16 protein-coding genes and 1 pseudogene are annotated in these 17,035 nt (G+C 60.3%); 9 read left to right on the plus strand and 8 right to left on the minus strand.

Annotation, left to right across the window (positions count from 1 at the left end):
- Positions 1-8 precede the first annotated feature (8 nt).
- The 5 genes from AC3EMP_RS11295 to AC3EMP_RS11315 all read left to right on the plus strand — a co-directional run bounded on the left by AC3EMP_RS11295 (position 9) and on the right by AC3EMP_RS11315 (position 5,168).
- Positions 9-1,070: a substrate-binding domain-containing protein gene (locus tag AC3EMP_RS11295; RefSeq protein WP_023726198.1), complete on the plus strand. Its 1,062-nt coding sequence runs from the start codon at positions 9-11 to the stop codon at positions 1,068-1,070.
- A 68-nt stretch (positions 1,071-1,138) separates the two neighbouring features.
- Positions 1,139-2,200: a substrate-binding domain-containing protein gene (locus AC3EMP_RS11300; protein ID WP_023825892.1), complete on the plus strand. Its 1,062-nt coding sequence runs from the start codon at positions 1,139-1,141 to the stop codon at positions 2,198-2,200.
- 34 nt (positions 2,201-2,234) lie between these two features.
- A complete protein-coding gene (locus tag AC3EMP_RS11305) occupies positions 2,235-3,203 on the plus strand; it encodes an ABC transporter permease (protein WP_023825893.1) in 969 nt (322 codons plus the stop codon).
- A gap of 12 nt (positions 3,204-3,215) precedes the next feature.
- Positions 3,216-4,415, plus strand: coding sequence for an alanine racemase (locus tag AC3EMP_RS11310; protein WP_352712829.1), 1,200 nt, complete (start codon positions 3,216-3,218; stop codon positions 4,413-4,415).
- Positions 4,416-4,424: 9 nt separating this feature from the next.
- The gene (locus tag AC3EMP_RS11315; protein WP_023686849.1) at positions 4,425-5,168 is read left to right on the plus strand and encodes an ATP-binding cassette domain-containing protein; all 744 of its coding nucleotides are present in this window, start codon (positions 4,425-4,427) and stop codon (positions 5,166-5,168) included.
- A gap of 23 nt (positions 5,169-5,191) precedes the next feature.
- On the opposite strand, the pseudogene AC3EMP_RS11320 reads toward AC3EMP_RS11315, so the two are convergent.
- Positions 5,192-5,445 (minus strand): annotated as a pseudogene (locus AC3EMP_RS11320) (MBL fold metallo-hydrolase); the annotation flags it as partial.
- Between AC3EMP_RS11320 and AC3EMP_RS11325 the strand changes: the two are divergent.
- Entirely contained in the window at positions 5,405-5,569 is a 165-nt protein-coding gene (locus AC3EMP_RS11325) for a hypothetical protein (protein ID WP_155922419.1), read from the plus strand. The pseudogene AC3EMP_RS11320 and the gene AC3EMP_RS11325 overlap by 41 nt on opposite strands.
- Positions 5,570-5,720: 151 nt before the next feature.
- Here the strand turns inward: AC3EMP_RS11325 and AC3EMP_RS11330 are convergent, their stop codons facing one another.
- Entirely contained in the window at positions 5,721-6,050 is a 330-nt protein-coding gene (locus AC3EMP_RS11330) for a GMC oxidoreductase (RefSeq protein ID WP_023740511.1), read from the minus strand.
- Between the two features lie 120 nt (positions 6,051-6,170).
- On the opposite strand from AC3EMP_RS11330, the gene AC3EMP_RS11335 reads away from it, so the two are divergent.
- Positions 6,171-6,695 (plus strand): ABC transporter permease, encoded by a 525-nt coding sequence (locus AC3EMP_RS11335; RefSeq protein ID WP_050588079.1) that lies wholly within the window; start codon positions 6,171-6,173, stop codon positions 6,693-6,695.
- Positions 6,696-6,898: 203 nt separating this feature from the next.
- On the opposite strand, the gene AC3EMP_RS11340 is transcribed toward AC3EMP_RS11335, so the two are convergent.
- From AC3EMP_RS11340 to AC3EMP_RS11365, 6 genes are all read right to left on the minus strand, one after another.
- The gene (locus AC3EMP_RS11340) at positions 6,899-7,750 is read right to left on the minus strand and encodes a sugar phosphate isomerase/epimerase family protein (RefSeq protein ID WP_023704358.1); all 852 of its coding nucleotides are present in this window, start codon (positions 7,748-7,750) and stop codon (positions 6,899-6,901) included.
- Entirely contained in the window at positions 7,747-8,772 is a 1,026-nt protein-coding gene (locus AC3EMP_RS11345) for an ABC transporter permease (protein ID WP_023667740.1), read from the minus strand. Before AC3EMP_RS11345 ends, AC3EMP_RS11340 begins: the two co-directional genes overlap by 4 nt.
- Positions 8,769-9,776 carry an ABC transporter permease gene (locus AC3EMP_RS11350; protein WP_352712827.1) on the minus strand — a complete coding sequence of 336 codons (1,008 nt, stop codon included), beginning with the start codon at positions 9,774-9,776 and terminating at the stop codon, positions 8,769-8,771. The genes AC3EMP_RS11345 and AC3EMP_RS11350 overlap by 4 nt, the downstream gene beginning before the upstream one ends.
- Positions 9,769-11,283 carry a sugar ABC transporter ATP-binding protein gene (locus tag AC3EMP_RS11355; protein WP_023704356.1) on the minus strand — a complete coding sequence of 505 codons (1,515 nt, stop codon included), beginning with the start codon at positions 11,281-11,283 and terminating at the stop codon, positions 9,769-9,771. The genes AC3EMP_RS11350 and AC3EMP_RS11355 overlap by 8 nt, the downstream gene beginning before the upstream one ends.
- An 80-nt stretch (positions 11,284-11,363) precedes the next feature.
- Entirely contained in the window at positions 11,364-12,356 is a 993-nt protein-coding gene (locus tag AC3EMP_RS11360; protein WP_488494617.1) for a substrate-binding domain-containing protein, read from the minus strand.
- A 365-nt stretch (positions 12,357-12,721) separates the two neighbouring features.
- Entirely contained in the window at positions 12,722-13,801 is a 1,080-nt protein-coding gene (locus AC3EMP_RS11365) for a substrate-binding domain-containing protein (protein ID WP_023692318.1), read from the minus strand.
- A gap of 1,011 nt (positions 13,802-14,812) precedes the next feature.
- Here AC3EMP_RS11365 and AC3EMP_RS11370 point away from each other — a divergent pair.
- Together AC3EMP_RS11370 and AC3EMP_RS11375 are read left to right on the plus strand one after the other, a co-directional pair.
- Positions 14,813-15,835, plus strand: coding sequence for a LacI family DNA-binding transcriptional regulator (locus AC3EMP_RS11370; protein WP_023753931.1), 1,023 nt, complete (start codon positions 14,813-14,815; stop codon positions 15,833-15,835).
- A 173-nt stretch (positions 15,836-16,008) separates the two neighbouring features.
- On the plus strand, positions 16,009-17,022 hold the full coding sequence (locus AC3EMP_RS11375) for an SIS domain-containing protein (RefSeq protein ID WP_023753932.1): 1,014 nt from the start codon (positions 16,009-16,011) through the stop codon (positions 17,020-17,022).
- The last annotated feature ends 13 nt before the right edge of the window (positions 17,023-17,035 follow it).

Genomic DNA, 17,035 nt, shown 5'->3' on the forward strand with positions numbered 1-17,035 from the left:
GAACTGACATGCCGATGAAGACACTGATCGCCGCCGCCTTTGCCGGCGGATTGATGCTTGCCGCCAACCCAGCTTCCGCACAGACGGTCGGCCCGCAGGGCGAGAGCGCCACGCCGAGCGCCGACGTGATCCTAAGCGATGCCGACATCGCCGCCCTCAAGGAAAAGAGCTACAAGGCAGCGTTGCTCTGGCACACCTCGTCCGATTTCACCAATGCGGTAACCGCCGGCGCCACCGACGAATTCGCCCGCGCCGGCATCACCATTGCGGTCAAAACGGATGCCCAGTTCGACTCCGCCCGCCAGCGCAGCGACATCGAGACGGCGTTGGCCGCCAAGCCCAACGTCATCTTGGCGCTGCCGCTCGACCCGGTCACCTCGGCAGAAGCCTTCCGCCAGGCGGTCAAGGACGGCACCAAGCTGGTGTTCTTGTCCAACTTGCCCAAGGGCTACAAGCAGGGCACCGATTACGCTTCGATCGTGACTGACGATCTATTCCAGATGGGCAAGCAGGCTGCGGACGCGATGGCCAAGGCGATCGGCGGCAAGGGCAAGGTCGGCTACATTTTCCACGACGCTGCCTACTATGTCACCAACCAGCGCGACCAAGCCTTCAAGACCACCATCGAGAAGGTCTATCCCGACATCAAGATCGTCGCCGAACAGGGCATATCCGACCCGGCCCGCGCCGAGGAACTGGCCAACGCGATGCTTTTGCAGCATCCCGATCTCGACGGCATCTACGTGACCTGGGCCGAGCCGGCCGACGGCGTGCTGTCGGCGCTACGCGGCGCCGGCAACGCCAGGACCAAGATCGTCACGCTCGACCTCGCCGAGCCGGTCGCGCTCGACATGGTCAAGGGCGGCAATGTCGCAGCCCTCGTCGCCGACAAGGCCTATGAACTCGGCCGCGCCATGGCTGCTTCCGGCATGAAGTCGCTGCTTGGCCAGCCGACACCAGCCTTCGTCGTCGCCCCGGCCCTGACCGTCACCAAGGAGAACGTCGCGCAGGGCTGGAAGGACTCGCTCAACCGCGACGCGCCGCAGCCGGTGCTCGACGCGGCCAAGTAGGCTCTCGCTCCGGCGCGGCCCGCCGCACCGGAGCTTTTCTTCGACACAACAAAAAGGGAACCCGGGACATGCGCAAAGCATCTTTAATCATAACGACAGTGGCGAGCCTGCTAGCCATGCACGCCTTCGCCGCTGAAGGCGTCACCACAGGACCGAATGGTGAAAAGCCGGTGCCGGCGAGCAGTCTTACGCTGACGCCAGCCGAAGAGCAGCAGATCAAGGACGGCAAGTTCACCGCCGCCCTCGTCTGGCACGAGATGAGCGAATACACCAACGCCGTCAACGCCGGCGCCCATGACGAATTCAAGCGCCTCGGCATCGAGGTGGTGGCGCAGACCGATGCCGGTTTCGACGCCGCGCGACAGAAGGCCGATATCGAGACGGTGATGGCCAAAAAGCCGTCGATCATCCTGTCGCTTCCCGTCGATCCGGCGACTGCAGCTTCGGTCTACGATCCGGCACGCCAGGCCGGCGTCAAGCTCGGCTTCGTCGACAATTCCCCGGCCGGCTACAAGCAGGGCAGGGACTATGTCACCATCGTCTCCGACGATCTCTTTCAGATGGGCAACAAGGCCGGCATCGCCATGGCCGAGGCGCTCGGCAAGAAAGGCAAGGTCGGCTACATCTTCCACGATGCCGACTTCTACGTCACCAACCAGCGCGACCAGGCCTTCAAGAAGACCATCGAGCAGGACTATCCCGATATGAAGATCGAGGACGACGCCGGCATGGCCGACCCGGCGCGCAGCGAAGACATCGCCCAGGCGATGATCACCCAGCATCCGGACCTGGACGGCATCTATGTCACCTGGGCCGAACCGGCGCTGAGCGTGCTTTCGGCCTTGCGCGGCGCCGGCAACACGCACACCAAGATTGTCACGCTCGACCTCAACGAGCCTGCCGCGCTCGACATGGTCAAGGGCGGCAACATCGCGGCCCTCGTCGCCGACGAGGCCTACAGCATCGGCGTGACGCTGGCGCGCGCCTCGGCAGGTTCGCTGGTCGGCAAAAAGGCCGAACCATTCTATGCCGTAGATTCCATCGCCGTCACCAAGGACACGGTGAAGGACGGTTGGAAGAAGTCCCTCAACAGGGACGTACCGGCGGCCATCGCGGACGCGATGAAATAGGCTCGAGGCGAAGCGCTCACCACCGGAGGGATAAATGTCCAGTGCCAACACCAGTGCCGGTGGCAGCTTCGCCAGCCGCTCCAACCTGCAGCAATACGTCGTCTACCTCGGTTTCCTGGCGATCTTCCTGTTCTTCGCCATTGTGCTGAGGGACAGCGGCTTCCTCACCGTCCGAAACTTATCGAACATCGTGTTGCAGACGACGCCGGTGACGATCATGGCCATCGGCCTGGTCTTCGTCATGTCGGCCGGAGAAATCGATTTGTCGATCGGCTCGATCGTGGCGGTGGCGGCCCTTGCAGCCGCCGTCACCATCAACGCGTACGGCATGCCGGCAGGGATAGTCGCCGGCCTCGGCGCCGGCCTGCTGATCGGCGTCATCAACGGCGTGCTGGTGGCGTATGTCAGGCTGCCCTCCTTCCTGGTGACGCTGGCGACGCTCGGCCTGTTCGCCGGCGTTTCGCGTTCGATGACAGACCTTCGCTCGATCTCGGTGACCAACGAAGCGTTCACCGGCTTCTTCGGTTCCGGCTCGCTGCTCGGTGTCCCCTCACTCGTCTGGTGGTCGGTGATTGCCGTGGCCATCGGCCACCTGGTGTTCCGCGAGACCCGTTTCGGCGCGCATGTGCTGGCGACCGGCGACAATGCCCGCGCCGCAAGCGTATCGGGCATCAGCGTGCCCAGGATCAGGCTCGCCGTGCTGACCATCAGCGGCGGGCTCGCCGGTCTTGCCGGCTTGCTCTATGCCGGTCGCCTGCAGGCGGCGAAATATACTCTCGGCGAAACCGACTTGATGACGGTCATCGCCGCCGTCATCGTCGGCGGCACGCTGCTCAATGGCGGCAAGGGCTCCGTGGTCGGCGCGCTGGTCGGCTCGTTGATGATGGGCATGCTCAACAACGGCCTGATCCTGATGGGCCTGTCGGTCTCCGACCAGATGATCGTGCGTGGCCTCATCATCCTGACCGCAGTCGCCGTGTCGCTGCGCGAAAAGAACCGCTGAAGGAAGCCATCCATGTTTCTCGACATTTTGCGCCGCCGCAACCCCGCCTTCATCGAATCAGCTATCCGGTTGCACCAGCAAGGTAAGCTGCCGGCCAATGCTTATGTGCTCGATCTCGACATGGTTGAGGCCAATGCGCGGGTTCTCAAGAGCGAGGCCAACCGCAACGGCCTGAAGATCTTCGCCATGACCAAGCAGGTCGGCCGCTCCTCGTCGTTCTGCCGGGCTGTGATGCGCGGCGGCATTGACCGCGCGGTCGCCGTCGACATGGGTTGCGCCCGCGCCACCCACAAGGCAGGCATGAAGCTTGGCCATCTCGGCCATCTCCAGCAGGTCGCAAAATTCGAAGCGGCGGCTGCGGCGAAAACCTTCAAGCCGGACTACTGGACCGTGTTCAATGATACCAAGGCTGGGGAAGCGGCAACAGGCGCCAAGGCGGCCGGCTATGTGCAGCATCTGCTGGCCCGCATCGCCGCCGAAGGCGATATCTTCTATCGCGGCCATGAAGGCGGTTTCAATGCCGCCGACATTATCGATGTCGCCGACCGGCTGGATGCCGTCGAAGGCGGCCGTTTCGCCGGCATCACCACTTTCCCTGCTCTGCTGTTCGACCATGCTTCGCGAAAAGTGCTGCCGACCCCCAATCTGGCGACGCTCGCGAAAGCTGCGGAAGCGCTGGCTAAGGCAGGCCGCAAGGACATTGAGATCAACGCGCCGGGCACCACGTCGAGCGTTATGCTGGCGGCACTCGCCGAGGCCGGCGCGACGCAGTGCGAGCCCGGCAATGGACTACATGGCACCACCGCGCTGCATGTCATGGAAGATTTGCCGGAGCTGCCGGCGGTGCTCTATCTCGCCGAGGTCTCGCATCTCTCCGGCGGCAAGGCCTATTGCCTTGGCGGCGGCTTCTACATCGATCCGATCTTCCCCGACTACGACGTCAAGGCGATCGTCTCGGCTGAACCGACAACGGCAGGCTCGGCACTGCGCAGCGTCGAGGTGCCGCCGCCCTCGGCGATCGACTATTACGCCATGATCGATGCCGCCGGCGCGAACGCGCCGAAGCCTGGCGACAGCGCCGTGTTCGGCTTCCGTGGCCAGGCCTTCGTCACCCGCGCCCATATTGTCGGCGTGTCGGGCATTTCGACGGACAATCCGAAAGTGGAAACCATCGAGAACGGCTTCGGTGAACCCTATGCCTGGCCAGTCTAGGAGAAACACATGACGGTGAGCGCGCCCATCCTTCAGCTGCACGACATTCGCAAGAATTTCGGCGGCATCACCGCGATCGAGAGTTTTTCGCTCGAGGTTTTCCCGGGCGAGATCGTTGCACTCGTCGGCGACAACGGCGCCGGAAAGTCGACGCTGGTCAAGATCGTCTCGGGGGTCCACCCGCCCTCGTCCGGCACCATCGTCATCGAAGGAAAACCGGTGACGATGTCGAATGCCACCATGGGGCGCGCGCACGGCATCGAGGTCGTCTACCAGGACCTGGCGCTGGCCGACCAGCAGACGGTCTACATGAACATGTTCCTCGGCCGCGAGCCGCTGAACCGCCTCGGTTTGCTCGACCGCCGCCGCATGATCGACGAGACCGAGAAACTGGTGAAGGAACTGGACGTGCGCATCCCCTCCGCCCACGCCACTATCCGCGATCTCTCCGGCGGCCAGCGCCAGGGCGTTGCGATCGCGCGCGCCACGCATTGGGCAAGCAAGCTGATCCTGCTGGATGAGCCGACGGCGGCGCTGGGCGTTGCCGAAACCGCCCGGGTGGAGGCTATCGTCCAGTCGCTGAAGCAGCGCAATGTCGGCATCCTGATCATCAGCCACAGCCTCGACCAGGTCTTCAAGCTCTCCGACCGCATCTGTGTTCTCAGGCGTGGCAAGCAGATTGGAATTCGCGAGACCGCGAAGACCGATAAGAACGAGATCATTGCCATGATCACCGGCCTGCAGCAGCAATAGCAGGAACCTCTCTGAGAGCCCCCGCCCGAGATCCGGATGTTGTCGGCAATCACGCGATCGATCAGCTTGTGCCGCGTGGTGATCGCCATCGGCCCGTCCTGGTCGTAGCTGCCTTGCCACTCCGGATGCGGCGCCAGCAGCGCTGGCACATACATCGTGTCGGCCGAAATCATGCGCTGTTCCTTGCCGTAGTTTGCGAGGTAGACCGAGTGGCCGGGCGTGTGGCCGGCGCAGCGATGATCTGGAAGCCGGGCGCGACTTCGGCGCCGTCATGGATGCTGCTGGAACTGCTGCGTCTGGTGAAGCTGCCTGCATCGCCTGAATTTCTCCAGGCGTATCCGCACCAGCTTTCTGGCGGCCAACAGCAGCGCGTTGGCATCGCTGTCCCAGTCTCGATTTGATAGGACCTATGCAATGTATGGCGGCGCCGACATCACCGTGCCGCCCGGCGGAGTCAAGCTGTCCGGTTTCGGTCGCGACAAGTCGCTGCATGCGCTGGACAGATACACCGTCTCAAAACAGCCTGGATTTCTCTCGGCTGCCCGTTTTTCGCTAAGCGCTGCCGAGGATGAAATCGGCGCAGCGGTCGGCGATCATGATCACCGGCGCGTTGGTTTTGCCGCTGATGAGACGCGGCATGATCGAGGCGTCGCAGATGCGTAGGCGCGGCACGCCGCGCACGCGCAATTGCGGGTCGACCACCGCCTGGTCATCGCTGCCCATCCGGCAGGTGCCGCAGGGGTGATAGACCGTTTTGGCGTGTTCGAGGATGTGGTCTGTTATGGACTGATCGGAAAGGTCGGCGGCCCCGCCCAGCGACAGCTCCTCGGCGATCACCGCCTGCAGGGCCGGCTGACGCAGGATGGTGCGGGCGATCTTCATGCCGGCGAGCAGCAGGGCAACACCAAGATGCGACGGCAGGCTTTCCCTACGAAACCCGCTTCGAGGATCTGGAATATCTCACCACCGGTCGCACCGATCTGGTTTCGGTTCTTACCAACAATGCCTACCTCCATTCCCATTCCTCATTCTTTTGTCTTCCTGCTTGTCCTGGCGGCGGTGATGTTGGTCGTTCTGCACCGTACCGCCTTCGGACTATACCTCTACGCCGTCGGCAAAAATGAAGAGGCCGCGCGGTTTTCGGGAATCCGTACCGGCCGGGTTATCATCTGCGCCTATGTGATCTGCGCCGGGCTGACGGCGCTGTCATCCATCTTTCTCACACGCTCGATCCTGCCAAGCTCGCACGGCAATTTCTACGAGCTCTACGCGATCGCCGCCGCCGTCCTTGGAGGGTTCTCGTTGCGGGGCGGGGAAGGCTCAATCATTGGTGTGGTGCTTGGAACGATCTTGCTGCAGGTGCTTCAGAACCTTGTCAATCTTCTAGGCATTCCCTCCTCACTCAACTTTGCCGTGAGTGGATCGGTGATCCTGATCGGGGTACTGGCCGACCAGGAATACACAGAGTTTCGAAAGCGCCGCGAATTGATGCGGGGCCGGCTCGCAACCGCCGAAGGTAGGCTGTGATGCCCGAGCCGGTGAAATAGATTGTTACGGCAGTTGCGATCGCCGACCGGTTGGCTGCTTGCGCCCGGGGGGCAGCCGAAGGCCGGGATCTAAAACGCCGCAATATTGCCTCTCAAGCGGCTCCTGCTTCGAAGGCAGTCGCCGCAATGTCGATGCAGTCGGCTCATGATGTGCCGAGTTTCGATCTCGCATGGCGATGTAACTTATGCGATCAGCCCGTACTGCCGTGCCTTGTTGCGCAAGAACGGCAGACCGTTGCCCATTACAACCGCTTCACTCTCGGCCACCGGACGCCACACGCTGAGGCCAAACGCCAGACGCGGATCCATGTTGATGAAGCTCTCCATCGCGAGCCCGCCCTTGAAGCCGATCGCGGCCAGCGTTGCGAACGTCTCATCCCAATTGCAATTGCCCTCGCCTGGGGTGCCGCGATCAGACTCGGAGAGGTGGATATATTTGAGGTAATCGCGGGCGACGATAATACCGTTGCCCATACCTTTCTCCTCTATGTTCATGTGATAGGTATCAAGGTGCACGAACATATTGTCGGCGCCGACTCTCTCGATTAGTGCCACCGCCTGAGCCGCGGTGTTGATGATGTGGTTCTCGTAGCGGTTCACGGCTTCAACACCGAGTTCGATGCCGCGAGACTTGGCTTGCGCGGCGGCGGACGTCATCACTTTTGCAATGTTATCAAGTTCGTCCTGCGTAGGTGGCACGCCAGTACGCTCGCCGATGCCGCCATAGATTACGCCGCATAGCGCCTGGGCTCCGATGTCGGCCGTCTTGTCGATAGCCACCTTGAGAAAGTCAATCGCCTCCTGTGGGTGGCGCGATGCCCACGCATATTCGGGCAACCCTAGCGAGCACACCGCCTGCATGCCATTTGCCGCCAGCAGCTTGCGGGTGTGATCGGCATCGCAAGAAAATGGATCGGCCAGCGAAATTTCAATGAAATCGAGATCGTATTTTTTCACCGCCGCTACAGTGTGCTCGGCGCCCTCTACGGACCAACCACTCGTCCACATGCTCGTATGAACGCCAAAACCCTTCATCGTGTTATCCTCATGAAATTGAGCTGCCCGGCAGCCCACCGCAAGATCATGACGCCGATCAGCATGATGCCCCAAATGGCTGTGGCCAGGTGCTGGCTGGCGCCCAAGAGATTCAGTCCCGAAGAAAGCAACTGCAAAACGATGAGGGCTAGGAAGACCGAAACGACCTTGCCGAAGCCGCCAAACGGATTCACCCCGCCCAAAAAGCAGGCAAGCACCGTAATCAGCACATAGGACTCGCCATGGCCGACACGGACGGAATTGAATCGTGCCATCATGATAATGCCGGCCAACGCACACATGGCGCCAGACAGCGCGTAGATCAGAATGATCACGCGTCGCGTCGAGATGCCGGAATAGCGCGTCGCCTCGATGTTGGAGCCGACCATATAGTTTGAAAAGCCAAGCCTGGTTCGGGTCATCAAAACATGCCAGACGATGACTGCGCCGAGCAGTATCAGCAGCGGGACAGGAATGCCGACGATGCTGCCGTGGCCCAGGGGCTGGATGAATTCGGGAAAGCCCGAAATATCGGCGCCGCGGGTCAGAAACTCGCCAAGGCCGCGCAGGAAAATCATCACCGAGAGCGAAACGAGGATGGGGTGCGCGCCGGTATAGGCTATCACCGGGCCCATGACCAAGCCGCTTGCCGTGCCAACGCCGACCGCAAGAACGGAACCGAGTAGAAAGGCATAGATGCTTGCGTCCGGTCCTCCGTTGGCCTGAAGAACCCAGGCGAGCGTGAGGCCACAGAGATTGGCCGTGAACGTCACGGCGAGATTGATGCCGCCCGAGATGATCGGCATCAACATCGCGAGCGTAAGCAGTCCAAGTTCAGGCAACTGGAAGGCCACCGATTCAAAGGTAGCTTTGGACAGGAATCGCGGCGAGAGAGATCCGAAGAATGCAATCACCAAAATCAATGCCAGCAAAAGTCCGATATTCTCGGCGCCCAACGTGCCGGCAAGACGGCGCAAGAATCCGTGCCGTAGCGCTCCAGTTTCGAGCACGCGCTGCGTCATGTACCCATCCTCTGCCGCAAGCCCGCGAGGATATGCCCGAGCGGCGCGTTGGACAGCGTGATGGCAATCAAGATGATCGCCCCGACGATCATCTTGAAAGCATAGGGAGAGATGCCGAGGAGGTTCAGCCCGTTTTGCGTCACCGACACAAGAAACACGCCAAGGATGCAACCGAGCACGGTGCCGCGCCCGCCACCCAGCCTGGCACCGCCAAGGACAACAGCTGCCAGCACGTCCAGCTCGCGCCCCACCAATGCGTTGGGCACGATTTCCTGGGAATAGTGCACCTGCACAAGTCCCGCGATCCCGGCCATCAAACCAAGCCAGCCGAAGGCAATGAAGTGCATCGCCGCGATGTTGATACCGAGGCGACGGGCGCCCTCCGGGTTATCGCCAAAAGCGTATAGCTGCCGTCCCGTGGTGGTATACCGGATAAGCCCCCAGGTGGCGGCGACGCAGACCGCCATGATCGCAACCGGCAGTGTTAGCTCGGCCCAATTGCCATTCGCCTGTTGGAACTCGAAAAGCACAGTGCGATGCGTCCACCATGCAGGCAGATTGTAGATCGATACACCGTGCGTGAAGAACATCAGCAGGCCGAAAAAAATATTGAAGGTGGCGATGGTGACAACGATTGAAATGATCTGGAAATAGCAGATGAGGCCGGCGTTCACCGCACCCAGGGCGATCCCGACAATTGCCGCCAAGGTGAGGCCGATGAACCAATCACCACCTCCCATTTGGGCTAGAGCCAGCGCCACAACGTATTGAACCACTGACGCGGCCACAGCGAAGGAGATGTCGATGCCCCCAGCGATCAACACCACCAGCAGCCCAACCGCGAAGATCAGATTTGTCGAGCTTGTGTTGAGCAGATTGAAGAGATTGGCAATGGTAAAGAATTTGTCGCTCGCAACGGAGAGACCTGCGCTCATGATGAGAAGAACCACAACGAGCCATGTCTCGGTGGGATGAGCCCGGAAGAGCTTGCCGCGGTTACGCATAGACGGCAGCTTCCAGGTCGCCGAGCGGGATGGCGTGCGGATCGTATTCGGCGACTATCTTGCCCGCAGCCATATGAAGGATACGATCGGCGTTGAAATAGACCTCCGGCACTTCATCGGATATCAGCAGAATCGCCAGGCCTTCGGCAGCGAGCTTGGCGACAATCTCGAAGATGCCGGCCCGCGCGCCAACGTCCACCCCCACGGTTGGCGAATCAAGAATGATCAGTTTCAGGCCGACCGCCAGCCATTTGGCGATGGCCACCCTTTGCTGGTTGCCGCCCGAGAGCGTGGAAATCGCATCGGTCTGCCGCCCGACTTTTATCGCCAATTCCTCGATCCAATGATTGACGAGCGCGTCCTTCTTCTCCGAGGAGATCAGCCCTCGATCAAGGATCTTGTCGAGCACCGGGATAACGGCGTTGTCGGCGATGGACTGAGCTTGTATGAGACCAAGGGACAAGCGGTCTTCGGAGAGATATCCAATACCCGCGCGGATTGCGTCGCGGTTGGAGTTCAGATGAAGAACCGTCCCGTTGAGTGCGATGCTGCCGCGGTCTGGGCGCAGCATGCCGAAAATAGAAAGCGCGAGTTCTGTGCGACCGGCGCCGAGTAGCCCGGTCAGGCCAAGCGTTTCACCGCGCCGTATTGTCAGCGAAACGTCGTCATAGTCGCCTGCGCGGGTCAATCGATCGATCTTCAACACGACGGGTGATCCACTAAGGTTTCTCGTGCTCACGGTTTGGTCGAACGTCTTGCCGGTCATTAGTTCGGTGAGGCGTGATTGGGTCATTCCGGCGGTCGGGAACACCCCAACGACCTTACCGTCGCGCAGAACGGTGACGCGACTTGAGATCTCCAGAACTTCCGCAAGGCGATGGCTGACGAAGACGATGGCCATGCCTTCATTCGAGAGTGTTCGAACGATCGCGAGCAACCGGTCTGTTTCCGATTGAGTAAGCGACGATGTGGGCTCGTCCATGAAAATAACCTTCGCATCGCCGGCGAGCGCCCGGGCGATGGCGACGATCTGACGTTGGGCGATTGCAAAGCTACGCAGAGGCGCGTCGACATCGAGGTCGGCGCCAAGCCGCGCCAACAGCCCTCGCGCCACCTCGCGAATGCGCGAATGATCGACGAGCCGAGGCATGTTGCCGAGGACAGTTCTGATCCCGATATTTTCCGCGACTGTCATTTCAGGAAACAGTGCGAGGTCCTGCCAGATGACTTCCACCCCGGCGCTGCGCGCCGCAGCCGGCGACATGATGTCGACAGACTTTCCGGCGATCGACATGTTTGCGCCGGCTAGCGGCTGACAAACGCCGGTGATTACCTTGATCAGGGTGCTCTTGCCGCTGCCGTTCTCACCGGCGATGCATTGCACTTCACCCGGGAGAACCTCGAAGGCGACATCCTGGAGGGCTCTAACGCCACCAAATGTGACGCTTATGTTGCTAAACGACAGAACCGATGGGAGGTCCTGCGTCGTAGACGCGACGAGGTTCACGGCGGGCCCTTCTGAAATGACAAGGATGGGGCGTGCCGGGATTGATTTGCCACCCCGGCACGCCAGCCATGGTCCGCCATCTAAAGCCCTAGGGCTGCAAGACCATCGACCGTTTCGACCGTGATAGGCTGCACAGCGTCCACGATGATGGTGCCGGTTTTGAAGTCAGGGTGAACGACACCCAGACCTTCGATCGTCATGCCGTCGGTGATTTCACCGCCGCCCGCCAGAAAATCAGCCATCGTTACGAATACTTTGCCCGCTTCCAGAGGATTCCACATATAGCCGCCGTCAATAATGCCGGATTTGAGCATTGCGCTGCCTTGGCTAGGCGAGAATGAACCGACAAGAACCACCTTGTCACCAAGCTTCTGCTCCTCGATCGCGCGTCCGGCGCCGATCGGTCCCTGACTGCCGAACGTCAGGAAGCCGCCGAGGTCAGGATTGGCGGCAAGCACATCCAGAGCCGTCTTTCGGCTGTCATCGGCGCTCTCGGCGACGCCATATCTGTCGCCAACCATCTGCATGTCGGGAAAGTTCTTCTTCAGGTAGGCGATTGCAGCATCGGCCCAGGCATTGTGTGCGGGCACAGTAAGAGAACCTACGTACACCACGTACTTGCCTTTGCCGCCCATTTTCTCGGCAAATAGCTTAGCATGGGCCTCACCGAAACCAACGGCCGAGACCATTTCGAAGTCCCAATCAGCGTTCACCTGGTCCGGCGATTTATGAGTTATAACCTTGATGCCCGTTTCGCGCGCCTTTTTTAGAACTGGCTCGAGAACGTTTGCATCATTCGGCACGACCCCAATTACGCTGACGCCCTGAGCTATCAGGTCTTCGATCGCGCGGACCTGAAGTGCCGGGTCGGCGCTGGTCGGCCCGACCATGAAGCCGTCGTCGCCAAGCTCTTTCGACTTTTCCTTTATTCCCGTTTCCATCGCATTGAACCAGGGAATACCGCCGATCTTCACGACGACTCCAACCTTGATGTCCTTCGCCAGTGCAGCATCCATTGTGGCGACCGAAAGGGCTGCGCCGAACGCCGCCGCGAGTATAGTTTTTGCTAACATTTAGTTCCTCCCTGATTGACGAGTTTTTGGGTTGCCTATTGCCCATGTCGGCTTTGTTTGGCCCACCCCTTTGGGCCCTACGGCATTGACGCACTCGGCGCCGCATTCCTCCCAGAACGCGCCATAAAAGACTTTGAATGCCGGCCGGTCAAGGTGCTAAATAGATTTAGCAAGGCGGTCACGCCACCAGCGTCTAAAAACATTTCTCGATTGATGTAAACGATCCGCCCTTTCGCACTCAGGCTGCACCCGTAGAAACGACATGCGATCCCCCGCGAGCCTTGGGTCGAGGCGGTGCTACCCAGATCCGAGGTGCTGATGAACGGAGTTGAACTTCTGCAACGATGTCTCGTGACAAAGAATTGCTAGTGGTCGATGCTCGATTTGGATGCCGAATCCCAATCTTCTTGGGCGCCGTCATGCTCTCCGGTTCGCCCAAAGCTGGTCGGTACGGTCACCAGCGGAAAGTGGTCTATCGAATAATTCTCGAGAAGCGAAAATCCTTCAGCAATCATCACCTCGACATTCTGTCGGACCATGGTCACATCGAAGGGCAAATGCGCCGCGAATGGATCCCAGTCGAAGCTTCCGACAACAACCCGTCCAAGCTCACTTGAGGCTAGTGTCGAAGTGAACCGCAATGTTCCTTCAAGAGCGGTCACGCCGTTGACGAACATACCTGAGGGCAGATGCCCAAGCTGAGCGTATCGTGCAGCGAGAGACCGAGCAGCGTTGGTCGGTGCGTATCCGCAGCAGTCAATCGTGCCCGGGCCCGTAACAATCCCATGCGCTGCCAGCGCATCGTGAAAACCCAGCAAACGGCTACGTGTTGCGTCATCATCGCTGACCCCGCCAAAGAAGAAGAGATCTTCGGTGGAGCCCCCTCGTTCTTTCAATTTCTGAACAATGATCTCTGTGAGCGCCTTGGCGCCCCCGTAGTTGTCAGAAACAACTGAGGGAGCCCGGCGGCCTGGCAGATCGATGTTGATGCACCGGACGCCCGCTGCCCGGCACAGATCATTCAGCGGATCGGGGTCACGAACGCCCGCAAGGAAGAGAAATTCCACCTGCTGAGCCAGCAGGGTTTCCGTCACACTCAACTCGTTATCAGGATTGCGATGGGTGCTGACGACGATCGGGCACAAGCGGTGGACGCGGGATTCCGCTTCAAAGGCTTCGGCCAATCCGGCGAAGAAGCGATTGCGGTAATGTGGCAAGATCATTCCAGCGAGTCCGGATCGGGAAAGCCGCAATCCTCGTGCCTTGAGGTTGACAGCATAGCCAAGCCGCTCAGCCCAATCGAGGATGGTCGCTGCGGTTTCCGCCTTGATCCGGTGCTGTTGCCACGAGCCATTGAGGACGAGACTGACGGCGGTCGGGGACGACTTTGCCGCCACCGCGATATCATAAATCGTTGACTTGCGTCGGACAGACTTTCTCGCCATTCGTGACGCTCCCGCTGGGAGATGCAGTAGACGCTAGTGCGGGGTCAAGGCAACATCTCTAAATTGCGTCAAACGGTTTGGAGGAGCGACCCCACGGAAGGACGCGGCCTCTCGTGCCTCTGGTCCGGTCTCCCTGATTGTCTCGATCGTTGCAATGACAGCGCCAGGGAAATCGGCAGATTTGGGATTTTCCCTGAAGCTTCGTTCAGCGTCACTGGAGACACCAACCCCAGTGTTTCGGCTTTGGTCTCCCCGATGATCAATCACCTTGCAAAGGTCGACGAGAAGTTTCGATCAGTTTGGAGCCCACCGTTGGCGATGGTCGGGCGCACGCGTCACGATCGAGTCCTCCGTTTCAATAGCGGGAAGATGAAAGTTTTGGGTTTCTGAGTCTCTATCTGGCCCCAAAAGGGTGCTGCCGGATGCGCCTTCGTCTCCGGGCGTTGTGCGTACTTGGCCGAGGTGCCCTTGCTTGGCAAGTTCCTTCCGCGACAAGGGTCTGCTCGACAGCATTTTCGTCGCTATTGCCAATGCGGAGCCCCGGAGGATCAAAACCGGTTAGCAGCATGATGCCGACGGTTCAGAGCAAGCGACTCAGATTCCCGATTTGCTCAGAGTCTCCCAGCCTATGGCTCTCCGTGCAGCGGGCCTTGAGCGTCTGGCTCGACCTTTTTGAAAGCTCGCCTCCAATCGCTGGACGAGTTTGGCGGCAAGGCTAGTCGTCTCCATCGGTGTTATGATCGATGCCAGGGAGGCCGCCTGGACCATGGCGTGAACTCATTGCCGTATGCTGGCAGTGCAAGGCAATGAACTGACTGCACAACATGTAGGTGCATTCGTGGATCAAATTTCCAGATAGCCAAACAGCGCGCGTATCTCGATTAGGTGGCAAGGAGTTGCGAAAGCTATGTTCGCAGTTTGAGAATCGTCCGATATGCCGCACAACGATGCCGGCAAGACGAGCCGAGGATGATCTGACGCAATGTTCAGATCCAAGAAGGACGGTTACCTGTGGCCCAGAAAGGAATCACACTAAAGGACGTTGCCGCAGCGGCTAAGGTGTCGCGCGCCACGGCCGCCCGGGCGCTCAACAGCTATGGTTACGTTGGCGACGAGACGGCGCTCCGCGTGGTTGAGGCAGCCGAAAGGCTGGGCTATCGGGCCAACCTCGTCGCGCAGGCGCTGCGCAGCGGACAATTGCCGATCATAGGCTTCGTGCCCGGCGATATCCAGAATCCGTTCTTCGCCCGAATCGCGCACGACATAGAGGTGGAACTGCGCAAGCACCGCCACAATCTTCTGATTGCCAGCAGCGAGGAGAATGTAGAACAGGAGAAAGAACTGCTTGAGAGCCTTCGCTCGCTCAGCATTCGCGGCTTCATCCTTGCCCCAACGTCTGCAACCGACAGCCACCATATCGTGCAACTGGCCCGCGAAGGCGCACCGATCGTGCTCATCGACCGCGTGGTAAAGGACCTGCAATGCGACAGCGTCGTCGTCGACAACGAGGGCGGGGCACGCGAGGCAGTGGACTATCTGGTTGGCAACGGTCACCACCGGATCGGTCTTTTGCGCGACGAGTCACGCATCTTTACGGCACAGGAACGCTTGGCTGGCTACCAAAACTCGCTCCACTCGCATGGGATCGCAATCGATGAAGCGCTCATCGGCGTATCGCGCTCGACCGTCGAGCACGCCATCGAAGCCACGATCCGCCTGTTCAGCCGGCGCAATCGCCCGACCGCACTGTTCACGGTGGACAGCCTCATGACGCAAGGCGCGCTTCTTGGCCTGCGTTCAATGGGGCTCTCGATTCCGCATGATGTGTCGGTGGTTGGCTTCGATGACTTCAACCTCGCCACGTTCACCGATCCGCAGATAACGGTCGTGGCGCAACCCATCTCCGAGATCGGACCGCTCGCCGCCAGATATCTGCTGGAGCGGCTTGCCGGCAAAAAGGTTGCACCGCGCCGTACCCGATTTCAGACCCGCTTGATCGTACGCGGATCGGTTGCCCGGCGCGCTGTGCGCTAAAGAGCAAACCCCTCGATTTCGGAGAATTTCGTCTAAAGGACTTGCCATTGGCGAAATTGCGTGCCCATTATTGCTTGTGAGATCGATCTCACATCGGAAAAACGAGCTAGACGGCCCACCGACGCCTAAGGCGGGCTAGAGGCCTGTCACATGCGAAATACAAGGAAAACGTCATGCTGAACTTCGATAGGGACCGCTTCGTGAAGATCCAAAGCGGGGCCGTCGCCGTCGCAGGTGAGGTTCGCTCACTCATGCGCACACTGCTGGCAGATGGCGTCGAGCGGCTGTTTTTCATGGGCACCGGCGGCGTGCAGCTTCTAACCTTGCCCGCGATCGAGTTGGCGCAGCGCTGTTCTACCTTCCCGGTGAGCGGTGCCTATCCGGCGCAGGTCGTGATCGATCCGCCCGCCGGTCTCGACAGCAAGGACGTGGTGGTCATCCCGTCCTTGTCGGGCACGACCAAGGAAGGCGTCGAGCTCATGGCCTTTCTGAAAAAACGTGGTGTGCGCACGATTTCGCTCACCGGCCATTCGGATACGCCAATCGCACGGGAGGCTGACCACAATTTCACGAACTTCGCCGAAGACGACACCTCGTCGGAATCCTTCTACCTGCAGACGCTGCTGATCGTCCTGGCCCTGCTGGAAGAGCGCGGCGAATATGATGATTTTGATGGCACTGTCGCCGAACTCAAACTGCTGCCGGATCTGCTTGCCGACGCCAAGGCTGCCTTTGAGGATAGGGCGGCCGAACTGGCCCATACAATCAAGGACGATACCTATCACATCTTCACCGGCGCCGGCTCGGTGTGGCCGGAGGCACACTATTACGGCATGTGCATCCTCGAAGAGATGCAGTGGATTCGCACCCGCCCGGTGCACGCCGCCGACTTCTTCCACGGTACGCTCGAGTTGGTCGAGCCGGGCGTCAGCGTTTTCGTGTTCAAGGGCGAAGATGCCCTTCGGCCCCTGGCCGACCGGGTCGAGAACTTCGCCAGGCGCTACACGGACCGCGTTCGCACGCTGGACGCGGCCTCGGTCAAGTTGCCGGGCATCTCCGCAAAGGTCCGCGGCATGATCTCGCCGGTTCTGCTCGCCACCTTGCTCGAGCGGCTGAGCGCCCATCTCGAGGTGCTGCGCAACCACCCGCTGACCACCCGTCGCTACTACAAACGCGTGGAATATTGATCCCCTCTTACCT

This window comes from Mesorhizobium sp. P160219 (assembly GCF_057786095.1).

What these genes read in the sequence shown, in the direction of transcription:
- AC3EMP_RS11295 (WP_023726198.1), top strand. Translation starts at nt 9, where the DNA reads ATGCCGATGAAGACACTGATCGCCGCCGCCTTTGCCGGCGGATTGATG.
- AC3EMP_RS11300 (WP_023825892.1), top strand. Translation starts at nt 1,139, where the DNA reads ATGCGCAAAGCATCTTTAATCATAACGACAGTGGCGAGCCTGCTAGCC.
- AC3EMP_RS11305 (WP_023825893.1), top strand. Translation starts at nt 2,235, where the DNA reads ATGTCCAGTGCCAACACCAGTGCCGGTGGCAGCTTCGCCAGCCGCTCC.
- AC3EMP_RS11310 (WP_352712829.1), top strand. Translation starts at nt 3,216, where the DNA reads ATGTTTCTCGACATTTTGCGCCGCCGCAACCCCGCCTTCATCGAATCA.
- AC3EMP_RS11315 (WP_023686849.1), top strand. Translation starts at nt 4,425, where the DNA reads ATGACGGTGAGCGCGCCCATCCTTCAGCTGCACGACATTCGCAAGAAT.
- AC3EMP_RS11325 (WP_155922419.1), top strand. Translation starts at nt 5,405, where the DNA reads ATGATCTGGAAGCCGGGCGCGACTTCGGCGCCGTCATGGATGCTGCTG.
- AC3EMP_RS11330 (WP_023740511.1), bottom strand. Translation starts at nt 6,050, where the DNA reads ATGAAGATCGCCCGCACCATCCTGCGTCAGCCGGCCCTGCAGGCGGTG.
- AC3EMP_RS11335 (WP_050588079.1), top strand. Translation starts at nt 6,171, where the DNA reads ATGCCTACCTCCATTCCCATTCCTCATTCTTTTGTCTTCCTGCTTGTC.
- AC3EMP_RS11340 (WP_023704358.1), bottom strand. Translation starts at nt 7,750, where the DNA reads ATGAAGGGTTTTGGCGTTCATACGAGCATGTGGACGAGTGGTTGGTCC.
- AC3EMP_RS11345 (WP_023667740.1), bottom strand. Translation starts at nt 8,772, where the DNA reads ATGACGCAGCGCGTGCTCGAAACTGGAGCGCTACGGCACGGATTCTTG.
- AC3EMP_RS11350 (WP_352712827.1), bottom strand. Translation starts at nt 9,776, where the DNA reads ATGCGTAACCGCGGCAAGCTCTTCCGGGCTCATCCCACCGAGACATGG.
- AC3EMP_RS11360 (WP_488494617.1), bottom strand. Translation starts at nt 12,356, where the DNA reads ATGTTAGCAAAAACTATACTCGCGGCGGCGTTCGGCGCAGCCCTTTCG.
- AC3EMP_RS11365 (WP_023692318.1), bottom strand. Translation starts at nt 13,801, where the DNA reads ATGGCGAGAAAGTCTGTCCGACGCAAGTCAACGATTTATGATATCGCG.
- AC3EMP_RS11375 (WP_023753932.1), top strand. Translation starts at nt 16,009, where the DNA reads ATGCTGAACTTCGATAGGGACCGCTTCGTGAAGATCCAAAGCGGGGCC.